Raw genomic sequence first — 15031 nt, 5'->3', positions numbered from 1 at the left:
GACTTGTTACTTGTTGTAAGTTCTGACATTACAGCAATTTTCATGTATTTTAACCACATCTGTCGTAAGGGCACAGCATTGCTGTGCCCCTACCGCGTGGTCTATTTACCTGAAAATAGCTGTAAGTCTCCTTGTCTCCTTGTCTCCCCTGCTCCCCCTCATTGTAAGAATCCTCTGCCGAATTAAGTAATAATAGTCACCCTACCTGTATCTAAATCGTAACGACCCCCGACAATTTTCAATTTGCCCGACTCCACCTGCTTAGTTAAAAGCTTTGAGTGCTTCAACCGTTCAATTTGATATTGCACATTTGCCACCACGGCATTTTCAACTGCATCACCCGGCTGATCCTTGACTTTTTTTACGGCTGGCTTAATTGCCTTAACAAAAGTACTAATATCACCAAGCAACGATTGGTTTTGGACAGCAGCGGTTACAGCCCCGCAACGCTCATGACCCATCACCATTAGTAGCGGAGAACCTAACAAGACAACCGCATATTCAATACTGCCGATCGCTTCATGTGTAGCAATATTTCCGGCAATCCGAACATCAAAGATGTCCCCAATGCCTTGATCAAAAACAATTTCTGCGGGTACTCGTGAATCCGCACAACTAAGAATAGTTGCAAATGGATGTTGAGCTTGAGCAACTTCGTGCAGCCGCAGCTCAGATTGATCGGGGTATTGGGGATGATGATCAATAAACCGCTGATTTCCCTCGATCAGCTTTTGTAAGGCTGCATCGGGACTGAGGGATTCAGGGGAAGTTGAGGGGATTTCGGCAGCTTTAGCCTGTTCTACCTGCCAGAGTAAATCGCTGGCAGATAGCATCATCCCAAACGCCCCGGTCATTCCTAACTTCAAAAAGTCACGACGTTCCATGAAATGCTTCATTGAATTTATAACTCTCTTACATTGACGCGACACATCTGACAGAGCGAATCTCCATCACATCGGAAACGTAGCAAGTACCTCCGAACTTATTAAGGAGTGGTTTGATATTTTCGACAACAGGCTTGAGTTGTTCTGGCATACAAAACGCGAGGATGTAAACATTATCAAGCATGGTCATGTCTAAATCTTCTGTCGTTCCTCGTAATCCTTTACCAGCAACATTTCGGATTATGGCATGGTTATGTACACCCGACTTGTCTAATTTATCTAAAATTTTGGCAAGCTCAAAGGAGTTGGCGATAATTTCTATCTTTTTAACTACGTGCATATTCTTACCTCCAAAATAGGTTAATTCCGTAGAGATATAACGGAATTCCCACAATAATATTGAACGGAAATGTCACCGCTAAAGCGGTAGAAACATACAGGCTGGGATTTGCTTCTGGAACAGTCATCCGCATAGCCGCCGGGACAGCGATGTAAGAAGCACTGGCACACAATACAGCGAATAACAGCGAATCTCCGCGAGGCATACCGATGAATTTGGCAATCACCAACCCAATGCCTGCATTGAGTATTGGAATTAGTATGGCAAATAAAATTAGGAAAACTCCGGTTTTTTGCAAGTCTTTAATTCTTCTTGCAGCCACCAATCCCATGTCCAGTAAGAAGAAAGTGAGAACGCCATAAAACAACCCTTGAGTAAAGGGTTCTAATACATGCCAACCGCGTTCTCCTGTCAAAACACCTATTAATAGACTACCGACTAATAGAAAAACTGAACTATTAAGAAATGCTTCTTGCAAAACTTCCGGCCACGAAAAGTCCCGCTTTCCATCGGCGGTGAATATATTCACCAAAATTAAACCAACTATAATCGCTGGAGATTCCATGAGCGCAAGAGCTGCCACCATGTAACCATCAAAAGTAATACCAAGCTCAGTTAAAAAAGCACTAGCCGTGATGAAAGTGACGGCACTGATAGAGCCGTAGGTTGCTGCGATCGCAGCAGCATCGTAAGTATCCAGTTTCAACCTGAGAATAAAAAAGGTGTAAATTGGAACAAGGCAAGCCATCATCATTGCTGCCACGAGTGTTAGAACTACTTCCTGAGTGATGCCACTTTTGATTAGTTCTACCCCTCCCTTAAAACCAATGGCAAACAGCAGGTACAGCGAAAAGAGTTTGGGCGCTGGTGCGGGAATTTCCAGATCGGACTTGACAAAAACAGCAGTCATCCCTAAAAAGAAAAACAGGATTGGCGGATTCAAAATGTTGGATACAATTAAGCTAATATCCATATCCACCTCTCCTTGTGTTGGTTAAACCTGAAATTAAAGAAATTTTGCATCTTTAAAAATTTAACGGTTGAATCATGATGTATCGTGTATTGCTACCCTATGTCAATTGGGTACTCAAGGAGTGAATAGTCTTATTGGTGACAATAGTCTCGGCGAGGTATTACAGCGTTTTTCACTTCAATAAACCACGGGCTAGGGAACATTGCTGTGTCCCTACGAAAATCCGTAGTTAAATTAACTGAAAATAGCTGTGAAGCTCTGTTAACAACAGAACAAGTGAGAGCTTGCCCAGTATTTTGATGATGTTTGATTCCCCGTCGCTGATTTTACGACAGAACGCGCAGGAATAACTCGTGGCTAACCTATCTACGTAAAAAAATTAACGTATTGTCGGGGCAATTCATGAATTGCCTCCACGACAAAAATCTTGTCTAAATCCCAGTATTTTTTGATTTACAACAGTTTGGTAAACCCCGCTTGCTGAAAATGACGGTCAGATGTAAAGGCTTGAGTCATTGGTGTCAACTTAAGCTCAAACGCTTGTCCCACATACGCTTTACCCCTCCCCGATGCTTTGGGGAGGGGAGGTTTTGCGTCAGCAAAGCCGGGGTGGGGTCACTCAGGATTGATTGGTAATTGAGTAAGTTTTATATAACCTCATTACAAGGTTTTTACATTAAGTTGACACCAATGGGCTTGAGTAATCCCCTCCTGTGTCATCACCGCAAAGCTAATACAGTCAGTTAACCCCCAATATTTATCAGGACGCTGGCTATATAACATCCAACCTTCATCCAACAATTTTTGGTCGAAACGGATGATTTGCACACTTTTTAAAACTCGCAAACTGTTGATGAAAGCAACTGTCTGAACACGGCTGACTGGTGTACACAGAGCATCTGCAACCTCCAATAGTACAAACTCTGTTGTCACCAAAGGTGTTTCTCAGCACAGAAGTCTATCCATGACCTCATTTGCCTGGTGATGAAGATTATCCCTAACATTAAGAAGGGCAATCCAGGCAGCTGTGAAGACAAAAACTTTCGTCAAGGTTATGATTCTCGCTTTGGCATTCCATAGAGATAATGGTCATGCTGGTGTGCCAAGTCACCAATATCTGTATCAACTGCACAGTTTTTAATCAACTGCCTCAGTTTATCCCAATCTGAGTCTTCTGGTGTTGCTGGCTGAGGTGTGTGGTTTTCTTAGACAAACACAATTATAACTGACTGCCCCTCATGCCCTTCAATTGGTTTGTTAGGATGAACTACACCGTTTTGGAATGTGCCTTTGACTGACAGCATAGCTTTTTCTTGCTTTTACATAAATCATGATAGAGTACCATTCTGGTTAAGAATATTGCCACACATTCTTTGTTGACCAAGTTTCGTTAGGATATTGTAACCTGGGCAATAGCAACTCTCTATTGATGTGACGCCAGGCGTAGGCGTAGCCCGCACTTCTCTACGAGACGCTGCGCGAACGACAAGCTCAGTGACCATCGGAGACATCGCTTTTTCACATCCATGACAACAACCATCGACTTTCTCAGTCACCTTAACCCTAGCCAACGTCAAGCTGTCGAACATTACTGCGGCCCGTTGCTAGTTGTTGCTGGCGCAGGTTCCGGTAAAACACGAGCGCTGACTTATCGCATTGCGAATCTGATTCTGAAACACCGTGTTGATCCAGAAAATATCCTGGCGGTTACTTTTACCAATAAAGCCGCGCGGGAGATGAAAGACCGGATTCAACGGCTGTTTGCGGAACAACTGGCGATGAAACAACACGGTCAGCGGTTGGATTTGTTGACAGAATACCAACAAACGCTACTGCGATCGCAAGTTTACAAAAACACGATCAAAGATTTGTGGTGTGGCACTTTCCACAGTCTATTTTCTCGCATTCTCCGCTTTGATATTGAAAAATATATAGACGAAAAAGGACGCCGTTGGAATCGCAATTTCTCTATCTTTGATGAATCAGATGTAATCAGTCTGATCAAAGAAATCGTTAATAAAGAGCTAAATTTAGACGATAAGAAGTTTGATGCCCGCTCTGTCCGCTACGCTATTAGTAACGCTAAAAACCAGGGTTTATCCCCCCAAGAATTTGAGCAAGACCAACCAAATTATCGCGGACGGGTGATTGCCCAAGTTTACAATTTATATCAAGATAAATTAGCACAAAACAACGCTCTCGACTTTGACGATCTAATTCTTGTACCTACTAGATTATTTCAACAAAACGAGCAGGTATTGGGTTACTGGCATCGCAAATTTCGTCATATCCTTGTAGATGAATATCAGGATACTAACCGCACCCAGTATCAACTTATTAATTTATTGGTTACTAATGGCGAAACCAAAAAGAGCGAATGGCAATGGGAAAATCGCTCAGTTTTTGTTGTCGGCGATGCAGATCAATCAATTTACAGCTTTCGGATGGCAGATTTCACCATCTTGCTAGGATTTCAGGAAGACTTTGGCGATGGTTTGGTAGATGATGACACCCGAACGATGGTTAAGCTGGAAGAAAACTATCGTTCTTGTGAAAACATTCTGCAAGCAGCTAATGAACTGATTGAAAATAACACCCAACGGATTGATAAAGTTCTGAAAGCGACGCGAGGACAGGGTGAGCAGATTACTTGTCATAAAGCCGATGAAGAACTTGCAGAAGCCGCATTTGTAATTAATCAAATTCGTACTTTAGAGCAGCAAAATCCAGAGTTGAACTGGGGTAGTTTTGCTATACTTTATCGGACAAATGCCCAATCTCGTCCTTTTGAACAATTGTTAGTAGAAAAACAAATTCCTTACACGGTTGTAGGGGGAATTAAGTTTTATGACCGCAAAGAAATTAAAGATATCATCGCTTATTTAAGAGCGATAAATAACCCTGCTGATAGAGTCAGTTTATTACGAGTTATTAACACTCCCCGACGGGGAATTGGTAAAGCAACTATTGATGCTTTAGATAACGCTTCTCAAGAATTGGGGATAACCTTGTGGGAAATTCTTAGTGATGAAACATCAGTTAATACATTAGCTGGAAGGTCTGCAAAAGCGGTAAATAGCTTTGCTAAAATGATTCAACGTTGGCAAGAACAAATTGCAACAGTTTCCGTTCCTGAGCTTGTAAATATAGTGCTGGAAGACTCTGGTTATATCCAAGATTTGCAAAGCAAAGATACAGATGAAAATGAAGAACGGGTAAGAAATGTTCAGGAACTTTACAATGCTGCAATTGAATTTCAAGAAGAAGAAGAAAACGAAGATGTTTCCTTACAAAACTTTCTTAGCGACAAAGCCGTAAATCCTGATGATAAGTTAAAAGAAGGACAGACAGCCGTTTCTTTGATGACTTTGCACGCTTCTAAAGGGCTAGAATTTCCCGTAGTATTTTTGGTGGGATTAGAACAAGGGCTATTTCCCGGCTACCGCTCACTGAGCGATCCTGCATCTTTGGAAGAAGAACGCCGCTTGTGTTATGTGGGAATTACTCGCGCCCAAGAAAGGTTATATTTATCACATGCGCGGGAACGCCGTTTGTATGGTTCTCGTGAACCCGCCATGCGCTCGCAATTTCTCGACGAATTACCAGAAGAATTACTAACTACTCAACGCTTGAGTCGTCAAACTTATACTAAAAGTACCTCTACTCCGAATGGAAAGCAAGACACGAAGCAGAATTGGCAAGTAGGCGATCGAGTATTACATAAAACTTTTGGTCTTGGTGAAATCACCCATGTTTTCGGAACGGGTAGTAAGATGTCTGTGGCAATTAAATTTGCTAGCTTAGGACAAAAAATTGTTGACCCAAGAGTAGCACAGTTGCAACGAGTAGAGTAAGAGGTATATAAACGACCAGATAGACTATATTTTGATGGTGCGTTGCTACAGAACAAGCTGTGTCAACTATAGAAGAAGCATTTATAGCACCAGAATATGCTGTAGTAACTAAAACTTGTTCATTTGTAACTCCAGAACGTGCTGGACTAACTAGAACTTGTTCATTAATAAGTTAGGAAGAAGTTTTGTTAACTAAAGCTCCTATTTTACTTATCATTTTCGGACTTTTTATAATTAATGATTGAATTTATTAAATCCAACTTTAGTTTTACTTATCTAAAAACAAGTTGTTTGTAACTAAAACACCAACATTTATAAGTTTAGCTTAGGTTGTATTAACTCTAGCTTCTTCTGAACTTATCAAAGGATGAGTTTTTGTAACTTATTGTTTTTCATATTTCAATTTCTTCAAAGTGTTCAACAGTGGGAAATGGCTTATAAAAATGATGTAGAAGTTTTTTCCACTCTTGATACTCAGCAGAACTTCTAAATCCTACAGTATGAGATTCTAAACTTTCCCATCTGACAAGTAATAAATATTTTCCTTGAACTTCTACACATCTATGCAATTCATGGCATAAATATCCGTCCATTGAGGAAATAATTTTAGAAGCTTTTTTGAAAGCAACTTCAAAATCTGATTCTAGCCCAGATTTAATAGGAAGCATTACTGCCTCAAGAATCATAAAGTTTTGCGGCGAGAATTAGGGTAATGTTATTTAGTATAATGTGAACGCGATGTCTCCGATGGTCACTGAGCTTGTCGTTCGCGCAGCGTCTCGTAGAGAAGTGCGGGCTACGCCATTAAAACTAATTTTTTAGCAAATAGATAATCGCAGCACAAAACTCTTCATAATGCCCTTTGGAATCAGTTTCACTGAAGCCTAGAATTAATTCTTCTTTGTCTTCCTCTGTGATTGTATTGATGATTTCCAATATTGGCTCAAGAGCTTTTGTACGTAAATCTTTCAGCTTGTCAATATTGAGTCCGAGTTTATCAATTGTTGTTTCAGCAGCTAATTGATTTTTTGAATTATTTGTCGCCAAAATCTGCCCATCATCGGTGTACTTAAAGAACTCATCACAATTCGCATTTATGGGTGAAACCATCAAATCCTCATCGTACCAATGATCTTTCTTGCTTCCACAGTGCAGAGGTTCTTTACGCTCTCTTTCTCTTTGGCATGAAGCCAGCATATTTGTGTATTCCAGTGCTAGCTCAGTATAAGGATATCTAGGCTTTAGATGTTCAATATGGCTAATTTCTTTGGTAATACGTCTTCCACAATAACAACAAATAAAACCTTGCTCTTGTAACAAAGAATCATGTACCTCAGTTTTTTGTGGTTTCCTGAAGTTGTCCCAACTTGGTTGCCAATCTTCATTTGCTAGATTTTTCCAAACGGTAAAACTTTCTGGCTCCTCACTTTTTTTGATATATTTCACCGCTTCAAAATCTCTTTGCGTCGAATAGATACACTTGCTTTTACTAATTCTGGTTCATCTTGTCCAATAATATCAGCAATTTCCTGAGATAATTGCCTAGCACCATCAAGATTCCCTTCATCAATTAGTCTAAATAACTCATGTAAACGATCTTTAATTTCTTGTGGACGTGCTGGAACACCCATGAGGTCTTCTAAAATACGATTGCTGTCTCTCCCAAAAGAACTTTCTGGTTTTTTAGCAACAACACCTTCGTCTGTTTTTTCTAGAATGTAAATTCCTTCGGGCTTGACTTGGCTAATTACTTGAGGCGAATGGGTGGTGACAATAAATTGACAATTGGGGAATGTTCTTGTCAAAGCTGGAATAATTTCCCGTTGCCATTTGGGGTGTAGGTGAAGTTCAATTTCATCAATTAAAACAACACCCTCACCTTCGAGTGGTTCTGTTAAACCTGGGTTAGCGATCGCTAATCGTCTTGCTAAATCTCCCACCATTGCCAGCAAGCATTTCTCTCCATCAGATAGCTGATTCACTATAAGTTCCTCACCTTTTTTTCTGACAGTCATTCGCAGTGGAGAACGTTCAACCTGCAAGTTTAAAAATTCTGGTATTAAGCAAGAGATAGACTGTCTTACTGCTTCTAATTGTTTGTCTCTATAATCAGGATTATCTCTTCTCCTCTCATTTTCTAAATCTTCTCGATTTCTAAACCATTCAAAAAAGATTTTGAAGTCAATTCTTCCTCCTGTAAGCGCCTGATTATAGGCATCCACTTGTTTAAATGAACTGCCCTCTGAAATCTCTAAAGGCATATCAATAACAGCACGATTAACAGGGTAGTAAACTACCAAATGAATATTGGATTGAGAATTAGTTTCTAATTGTTTGCGTAGATAATCAATTGTAGTTTGCAGCCCTAATCTTGAATATTCAAAACTAAAAATATTAGTAGATTTAGCAAGATCAGTAGCGACAGAATCAGAAATTTTATCCACTATAGTTGGTAATATGGGATTTAACATTTCTTGCAATTCTTGATATTCAATATCTGAAAATTCTTTACTACCTGAGTTTTTTAAAAATTTTGCAATATCTGCGACTAAATTTACAGCAAAATCTTCAATTGCTGGTTGTAGCAGCGCAGATGATTTGCTGTCACCTATCTGAAACAGATTGATAGACAAAGGCACTTCCTGCAAATTATCTAGCACAGTAATAACTTCGGCGCGTATTTCGTTATGACCACTACTTGTATCTTGTTTGCTGAAGGAACGAATAGAATCAGGAGAGTCCTGAATTTTTCCCGTAACCTGTGACATAATAATAGCCAGACAATCAAGAATATTTGATTTGCCCACGCCATTAATACCAATAAGTACCGTTGGCTGGGTTTCATCAAACTCAAGCGTCAAATCGTTGATTCCACGGAATGATTGTATCTTTAAGCGCTTGACTTTCATAGTTTAAACTAGTCTTAATGTAATTTAGTAGATAAGTATCGCCTACCCTACATCTGTTAAATCATCTTGCAGTACTATGATATTACGCTGATTTCAACTGAATAATGCCTTTATCAAAAACGCGATTATCAGTAGCGATCGCACTTATTTCTATTCTATCTTTATACACTTCATAAGAGGCAAAACTTAAATTACTGGTAGAATACCCTGTCCACTCAGAATGCCCTACAGGACGATTACCAGCACCTGCACCACAAATTAAGTAAGTTGTACCATCAATAGCACGAGTGCGTTCATAATTATGTTCGTGACCATTGATGTAAAGTTGAACGCCGTATTTTTGAAATAGAGGAGTGAAAGTTTTAATAAAATCTGGATTACTCCCATACTGACCCGATGAATAAATCGGATGATGACCAAACACTACTTTCCAAGGAGCATTACTAATACTTAATTCTTTTTCTAACCAAGGTAGCTGGTTTTTCCAATCAGCATTACTATTAGTATCTAACGCAAAAAATTGCACAGTTCCCCAGCGAAATGTATAGTAACGTCCCTTCATGTTAAAGCCAGCATACTTGACTTGTGGCTCACCATTGTCAGTACGAATATCGTGATTACCTAAACAAGCCTGAAATTTCACACCAAGCTTTAGCAAACCTTGATAGGGACGCTCAAAAACTGCATTAATTTTTTCAATTTCGCCGTTATTGTAAATGTTGTCTCCAGCTAAAACGACTAAATCATAAGGATTTTTCTGATGATACGCATTCATCGCTCTAGCCACAGCATACTGTCCTTTAGCCCCAGTTCCCGTATCTGCTACAGACACAAAACGTAATAACAAGTCTTTTTTGGCTGGGTTAGCGGCTATAGCTGTTGTTGAATCACTAATATCAGTACTTTGATGATTTTGATGAGCAAACATCCAGCTTAAAAATCCTGTACTAATGGCGCTGAGGCTACTTAAAAATAAAAATTGACGGCGTTTCAGTTTCATAAGTCACCAAATTTAATAAATAGTCAGTTTAGCGAAAACAATGAGCAATGAAGTGATACATTAATGCAAAAGAAGGCAGCACCAGTAATAATGTACGTTGTTTGTCTTTGATTCGCTGCTTTTGGTGAAAGTTCCATGTCACAAGACAATCAGTCAAAACCGACGGATGAGCAGATAACTCAACCTCCCCAAAAACCTTACCAGAGAGTTCAGCCATTTTGGAAGGCTAAAATTATCCAACTTCTCCAAGGGACGATTGGGGTTTTAGAAGTAACGGTGAAAAAACTAGAGACAGCACCCCCACCTGGTACTGAGGACAAACCCAGTTTTTTCCAGCAGCTTCAGTTGTGGTGGGGTGGATTGTTAAGGACAATCCGCTTGTTTTTACCATCAAATTTGTCAACAAAGTTATCAGATACAGCTTTAACGGGAATTGTTACTGGAATTGCTGTAATTCTCGTTTGGACGACTACGACTGTCTTTACTGGTAAACCTACTGAAGTAGCAACTGTTCCCCCGGTTGAAGAGGTTCCGATACCAACACCAACGATAACTACTCCACCGGAATCAGTCGTACCAGAACCACAACCACCGGAGGAAATTACACCGCCGCCAGAACTACAAACCACCCCACCAACGCCGGAACCGGAACTAATTCCTACACCAACGCCAATCCCAACACCAACGCCGACACCAATCATAGAATTGACACCAGAACAAGCCTTGATTGCGGCTATTGAAAATCAGGTAGCCGAAATTAGCGATCGCATTGCCTCTGGTCTGATAAAGTCAATTCAAGCCAACTTCCGTACAAGTAACTTGACTGTCAAAATTAATGATGATTGGTACAATCTCAATGAATCTCAGCAAGACAAACTAGCTGCGGAGATATTACAACGCTCTCAAGAACTTGATTTTACTCATTTAGAAATTATCGACTCCCAAAATAGACTCATAGCTCGTAACCCGGTTGTTGGGACTGAGATAGTGATTTTTAAACGGCAAATAGCAAGTTCAAATAACTCGTAATTAGTAATTCGTAATTCGTAATTTAGACGTTTAACTTTAAGTATTTATGTTAGACAACGTTTCGCTATTGCTCAAAGCTTGTGAAAGCTTAAACATCAGCTATGAAATCCTTCATCCATCGGAAAACTTAATCAAAATAAAATTGAATAGCAAAAAACATTATTTTTGTAACTATAGCACTCCGTTACTTAATCAAGCAGTAGCACACCTGATCAAAGACAAAGAATACACTTATCATGTTTTAAATAAAAAAGTTAACCTTCCTCGGACAGTAGGTTTTCTTTCCCCTTTTTGTGACACTCGATATAAGATTTACTTAAAATTTCCAACTATTCAAGATATCGTATTAGAAATAAAAGAAAATTTTGAAACCCCAGTGATTATTAAAAGAAATTCTGGTGCGGGCGGACATAATGTCTTTTTATGTGAGAATATAAATGAAATTGAAACTGCTTTAAAAGAAATTTTTACTATTAATAATAAGTATGATTACGTCGCTCTTGCTCAAGAATTTATTCATATCAAATCTGAATATAGAGCGGTTTTCTTAAATAAAGAGTTAGTTTTGCTTTATGAAAAAGATATAACTGATGCCAAATTTGTCGGTAATCTCAGTCCTCTACACTGGGATGGTGCGAAAGCCAAATATATCAACGATCCACAAATTCTATCAGAAATTGCTAATTTTGCTCAACCAGTTTTTCAAGAGTTAGACCTTGATTATGGTGGTTTTGATATCGTGTTAGATCGAGATAATCAATATTGGTTAATTGAAATCAACTCTCATCCAAATTTTAGCCTTTTTATTAGAGACAATGGAGAGGAGCATGTGTTGAAAATTTTTGAAAAAATGCTAATTAGCCTAGCCTCAAATTAAAGCAACAGACAAGGTAAGAATTTTTGATTTTGGATTGAAGAAAAAATCTCAAATCGAATGACTTCTAACTCACCACTCTCATTGCCTGAGTTGGTATCCATACAGTAAAAATTGAGCCAATACTTACAGTTGATTCTACTTCAATTCGACCTCGATGGAGTTCTACAAGTTATTTAGTTAAAGCTAGTCCCAGCCCAGTGCCTTCGTAGCGGCGGCGATAGGGTGTATCGAGTTGTTGAAATTTCTCAAATAGTAATGGTAATTGTTCTTCGGAAATGCCAATTCCGGTATCTTCCACTTGAAAAATAGCAGTATTATCTTCCACCCAAAGACGTAAAGTAACCCTACCACTTTCAGGGGTGAATTTAATCGCATTATTTAACAGATTCAAAATAATTTGTTCTACTCGTTCGGCATCGGCGGTAAAGCGATCGCACCTGGGATTAATTTGCAAATCAAGTATGAGATTAATTTGTTCGCTCGTTGCTTTTTTTTGCAGCGACTTCACAGCATTTTCGGCAACATTCATCAAAGAAAATTCCGAAATGTTTAAAGCTGTCTTACCAGCCTCGATTTGCGATAAATCGAGGATGTCATTAATCATTTCTAATAAATGTTCTCCACTGTCGTGGATGGTTTGCAGATAACCCCGTTGTCGTTGACTCAATTCACCCAAAGGCCAGCGTAATAACGTCGAAGACATCCCAATAACATAAGTTAAAGGCGTGAGCAATTCATGACTGATAGTAGCGAGAAATTCACTTCTGATCCGGCTAGCAGCTTCGGCGGCGAGGAGAGCATCACGCAGAGCCATTGTGCGCTCAATAACTCGTTGTTCGAGATTTTGTTTTTCTTGGGTGAGGGTTTGCATTAACTCAGCTTGGTGAATAGCGATCGCTAATTGTTCTGCGATCGCAACCAGCAAGTTTTTTTCGCTATCATTCCACTCGTGAGGGCGATCACACTGATGAGCAATCAGCAATCCCCACAGTTTTTCCTCAAACATAATCGGTGCAGCCAACTTAGCCCTAACTTGGCATTCCCTTAAAAAATTCAACAAACACTCTTCCAGAGCATAAGTTTTTTCGACATCATCCACAGCTAAAGTAAAGCCTTGGCGATACTTCTCCCAACACTGAGAGGTGCGGATAAAGCACATTTTTTCCGTGTAATTTAACACCGATGTAATAGCATCTGTAGCACGCGCTTCATAGACAATATAACCTCCATTCTTTTGGCAGTCTTTTAGTAAAGGTTCATTATTGACTGATACAAAAGGCGAGTGTTTACCGTTGTTCTCGTGTATAGAAAAATAAATTTCACCAGGTTCCCTAACTGATGCTTCTATATCTGTTGGTAGTGCCATTTCATTGAGGGGAATAGTCTCAGAATCGTATTGTTGAGCCTTAACTTGGGAACCTGCAAATTTATAGATTACTAATCTGTCTAATTCTAGAAACTCACGCACCTGTGTAATTGCAGTTGCCATAATCACCGGCAAATCCAGGCTTTTGCGGATCTGTGTTGTTACCTGATTTAATAGCCGCTCTTGGGAAATCTGTTTTTTTAAAGCATCTTCCACTGGCTGACAGATATAAACTGCCGGCCCAATTGGGCTTGGATCTGCTATTATTTCTTGGTTTGGCTGAGTTAGGAGATATTCTAATAACAACAGCGAGAATTGACTTTGGAGCGTAGCATCATTAGGTCTAATAATTTGCCGATAGCGTTCGAGATTTTGGTGAGTATAAGAATCGCACTCAAACAAGTCTCTCAATTCGTAGACAAAAGAAGCGATCGCCTCCAAATTAAACGTCAACTGAGCATTGAGTACCGAGTAAATTCCTTGCTCCCCTGCTCCCCTGCTCCCCTGGTTACTGAGCGCAGTCGTTGGCGCAGCCTCTCCAAGAGTTGTATGCTCCCCTGCTCCCCTACTCCCCTGGTTACTGAGCGACTTGCCCTGAGCGTAGTCGAAGGGAGTCGAAGTATGCTCCTCTTCAAAGTTTCCTACCAAGAGCGCACTAAACTGCTCAGAAACCACTAGCGTAAACCTTTGCCTTTGCCACTCCACAGGTATACCAATTCGCACTAACACAGCTTCTGTCAATACCAGAGTGGCACTTCCCACCGTTTGAGCCATCTGTTCTAACAATTCCCCAAGCTGATTAAATACAACAATAGGCAAGGTTCGAGAAAAGCTCAAATCAGGAGAACTAAGCATTTTCAGTCATTTTGGTGAGAGGGGGCTGAATCCAGGGAAAAAAATTTGTTTTGATTATTTACTAACCAACAACTTAAAACGGTAACACAGGATTATGCATCGTATAAGTAGCACATCGGGTGGATGGAATCAGTCAGAGGGTTTAATTTTTTTAGAACAAACTCCCGCGCCTTTCGTGTTGATTACGGCTGCTGATACCGACATTCAAACCTTGGCAGCTGCGGTGACAAAATTACCTGGGAGCTTTCCTGCATTAAGAGTCGCTAATCTGTTGCAGTTGCAGCAACAATTAAGCATAGATAATTATGGAGAGCAAGTTTTAGAATATGCTCAAGTAATTATTTTGCGCCTGTTAGGAGGACGTTCTTACTGGGGTTATGGCTTAGAAGTAGTGCAAGAAATAGTGCAACGTAATGGTAGAACCCTCATTGTAATGCCAGGGGACGACGCTTTTGATCCCGATTTAATTTCCCAGTCTACCGTGCCCTTGGGTGTTGTTAACCAAGTATGGCAGTATTTTAGCGAAGGCGGCGTGGAAAATTTCGTTAATGCTCTGCAATTTATCTCCGATAGTTGCTTATTAACTGCATATAATCCCCCACCACCTCAGCCGATTCCGCGTGTGGGATTGTATGAGTGGGGAGTGGGGAGTGGGGAGTGGGGAATTGCGGAGCAGGGGAGCAGGGGAGCAGGGGAGCAGGGGAGCAGGGGAGAGTTAGAACTCCGTTCATCCACCTCGGAACTCCGTTCATCCACCTCGGAACTCCGTTCATCCACCTTTGAACCGGATGAATCCACCTCAGAACTCCGTTCATCCACCTCAGAACTCCGTTCATCCACCTTTGAACCGGATGAATCCACCTCAGAACTCCGTTCATCCACCTTTGAACTGGATGAATCCACCTCAGAACTCCGTTCATCCACCTTTGAACTGGATGAATCCA

General features: G+C 40.3%; 12 protein-coding genes and 1 pseudogene. 4 read left to right on the top strand and 9 right to left on the bottom strand.

What is annotated here, in order from left to right:
* Positions 1 to 182: 182 nt before the first annotated feature.
* From V7L12_RS27745 to V7L12_RS27730, 4 genes are all read right to left on the bottom strand, one after another.
* Positions 183 to 884: a carbonic anhydrase gene (locus V7L12_RS27745; RefSeq protein WP_335089271.1), complete on the bottom strand. Its 702-nt coding sequence runs from the start codon at positions 882 to 884 to the stop codon at positions 183 to 185.
* A gap of 28 nt (positions 885 to 912) precedes the next feature.
* A complete protein-coding gene (locus V7L12_RS27740) occupies positions 913 to 1224 on the bottom strand; it encodes a P-II family nitrogen regulator (RefSeq protein WP_292775098.1) in 312 nt (103 codons plus the stop codon).
* A 4-nt stretch (positions 1225 to 1228) separates the two neighbouring features.
* A complete protein-coding gene (locus tag V7L12_RS27735; RefSeq protein ID WP_335089269.1) occupies positions 1229 to 2197 on the bottom strand; it encodes a sodium-dependent bicarbonate transport family permease in 969 nt (322 codons plus the stop codon).
* Positions 2198 to 2857: 660 nt separating this feature from the next.
* Positions 2858 to 3130: a type II toxin-antitoxin system VapC family toxin gene (locus tag V7L12_RS27730; protein WP_335089267.1), complete on the bottom strand. Its 273-nt coding sequence runs from the start codon at positions 3128 to 3130 to the stop codon at positions 2858 to 2860.
* 593 nt (positions 3131 to 3723) lie between these two features.
* Here V7L12_RS27730 and pcrA point away from each other — a divergent pair.
* A complete protein-coding gene (gene pcrA / locus V7L12_RS27725) occupies positions 3724 to 6051 on the top strand; it encodes a DNA helicase PcrA (RefSeq protein ID WP_335089265.1) in 2328 nt (775 codons plus the stop codon).
* Positions 6052 to 6443: 392 nt separating this feature from the next.
* Here pcrA and V7L12_RS27720 read toward each other — a convergent pair whose 3' ends face one another.
* The 4 genes from V7L12_RS27720 to V7L12_RS27705 all read right to left on the bottom strand — a co-directional run bounded on the left by V7L12_RS27720 (position 6444) and on the right by V7L12_RS27705 (position 9960).
* Positions 6444 to 6737 carry an antibiotic biosynthesis monooxygenase family protein gene (locus V7L12_RS27720; RefSeq protein ID WP_335089263.1) on the bottom strand — a complete coding sequence of 98 codons (294 nt, stop codon included), beginning with the start codon at positions 6735 to 6737 and terminating at the stop codon, positions 6444 to 6446.
* Positions 6738 to 6861: 124 nt separating this feature from the next.
* The gene (locus tag V7L12_RS27715) at positions 6862 to 7497 is read right to left on the bottom strand and encodes a retron system putative HNH endonuclease (protein ID WP_335089261.1); all 636 of its coding nucleotides are present in this window, start codon (positions 7495 to 7497) and stop codon (positions 6862 to 6864) included.
* Positions 7494 to 8960 (bottom strand): AAA family ATPase, encoded by a 1467-nt coding sequence (locus V7L12_RS27710; protein WP_335089259.1) that lies wholly within the window; start codon positions 8958 to 8960, stop codon positions 7494 to 7496. The genes V7L12_RS27715 and V7L12_RS27710 overlap by 4 nt, the downstream gene beginning before the upstream one ends.
* A gap of 82 nt (positions 8961 to 9042) precedes the next feature.
* The gene (locus tag V7L12_RS27705) at positions 9043 to 9960 is read right to left on the bottom strand and encodes a metallophosphoesterase family protein (protein WP_335089257.1); all 918 of its coding nucleotides are present in this window, start codon (positions 9958 to 9960) and stop codon (positions 9043 to 9045) included.
* A gap of 135 nt (positions 9961 to 10095) precedes the next feature.
* Between V7L12_RS27705 and V7L12_RS27700 the strand changes: the two genes are divergently transcribed.
* The gene (locus V7L12_RS27700; protein WP_335089256.1) at positions 10096 to 10989 is read left to right on the top strand and encodes a hypothetical protein; all 894 of its coding nucleotides are present in this window, start codon (positions 10096 to 10098) and stop codon (positions 10987 to 10989) included.
* Between the two features lie 46 nt (positions 10990 to 11035).
* Positions 11036 to 11866 (top strand): ATP-grasp domain-containing protein, encoded by an 831-nt coding sequence (locus V7L12_RS27695; protein ID WP_335089254.1) that lies wholly within the window; start codon positions 11036 to 11038, stop codon positions 11864 to 11866.
* Positions 11867 to 12035: 169 nt separating this feature from the next.
* Here the strand turns inward: V7L12_RS27695 and V7L12_RS27690 are convergent, their stop codons facing one another.
* Positions 12036 to 14087, bottom strand: a complete 2052-nt coding sequence (locus V7L12_RS27690) for a GAF domain-containing sensor histidine kinase (RefSeq protein WP_335089252.1) — start codon at positions 14085 to 14087, stop codon at positions 12036 to 12038.
* A gap of 94 nt (positions 14088 to 14181) precedes the next feature.
* Here V7L12_RS27690 and V7L12_RS27685 point away from each other — a divergent pair.
* A pseudogene (locus V7L12_RS27685) lies at positions 14182 to 15031 on the top strand (hypothetical protein); the annotation flags it as partial.

Origin of the sequence: Nostoc sp. (assembly GCF_036918245.1) — a bacterium.
In the GTDB taxonomy this organism is placed as follows: Bacteria; Cyanobacteriota; Cyanobacteriia; order Cyanobacteriales; family Nostocaceae; genus Nostoc.
Note: the sequence above shows the minus strand (reverse complement) of the source record. Positions and strands in the feature narration are given on the sequence as shown.

What these genes read in the sequence shown, in the direction of transcription:
- V7L12_RS27745 (WP_335089271.1), bottom strand. Translation starts at nt 884, where the DNA reads ATGGAACGTCGTGACTTTTTGAAGTTAGGAATGACCGGGGCGTTTGGG.
- V7L12_RS27710 (WP_335089259.1), bottom strand. Translation starts at nt 8,960, where the DNA reads ATGAAAGTCAAGCGCTTAAAGATACAATCATTCCGTGGAATCAACGAT.
- V7L12_RS27690 (WP_335089252.1), bottom strand. Translation starts at nt 14,087, where the DNA reads ATGCTTAGTTCTCCTGATTTGAGCTTTTCTCGAACCTTGCCTATTGTT.
- V7L12_RS27740 (WP_292775098.1), bottom strand. Translation starts at nt 1,224, where the DNA reads ATGCACGTAGTTAAAAAGATAGAAATTATCGCCAACTCCTTTGAGCTT.
- V7L12_RS27700 (WP_335089256.1), top strand. Translation starts at nt 10,096, where the DNA reads ATGTCACAAGACAATCAGTCAAAACCGACGGATGAGCAGATAACTCAA.
- V7L12_RS27705 (WP_335089257.1), bottom strand. Translation starts at nt 9,960, where the DNA reads ATGAAACTGAAACGCCGTCAATTTTTATTTTTAAGTAGCCTCAGCGCC.
- V7L12_RS27720 (WP_335089263.1), bottom strand. Translation starts at nt 6,737, where the DNA reads ATGATTCTTGAGGCAGTAATGCTTCCTATTAAATCTGGGCTAGAATCA.
- pcrA (WP_335089265.1), top strand. Translation starts at nt 3,724, where the DNA reads ATGACAACAACCATCGACTTTCTCAGTCACCTTAACCCTAGCCAACGT.
- V7L12_RS27735 (WP_335089269.1), bottom strand. Translation starts at nt 2,197, where the DNA reads ATGGATATTAGCTTAATTGTATCCAACATTTTGAATCCGCCAATCCTG.
- V7L12_RS27695 (WP_335089254.1), top strand. Translation starts at nt 11,036, where the DNA reads ATGTTAGACAACGTTTCGCTATTGCTCAAAGCTTGTGAAAGCTTAAAC.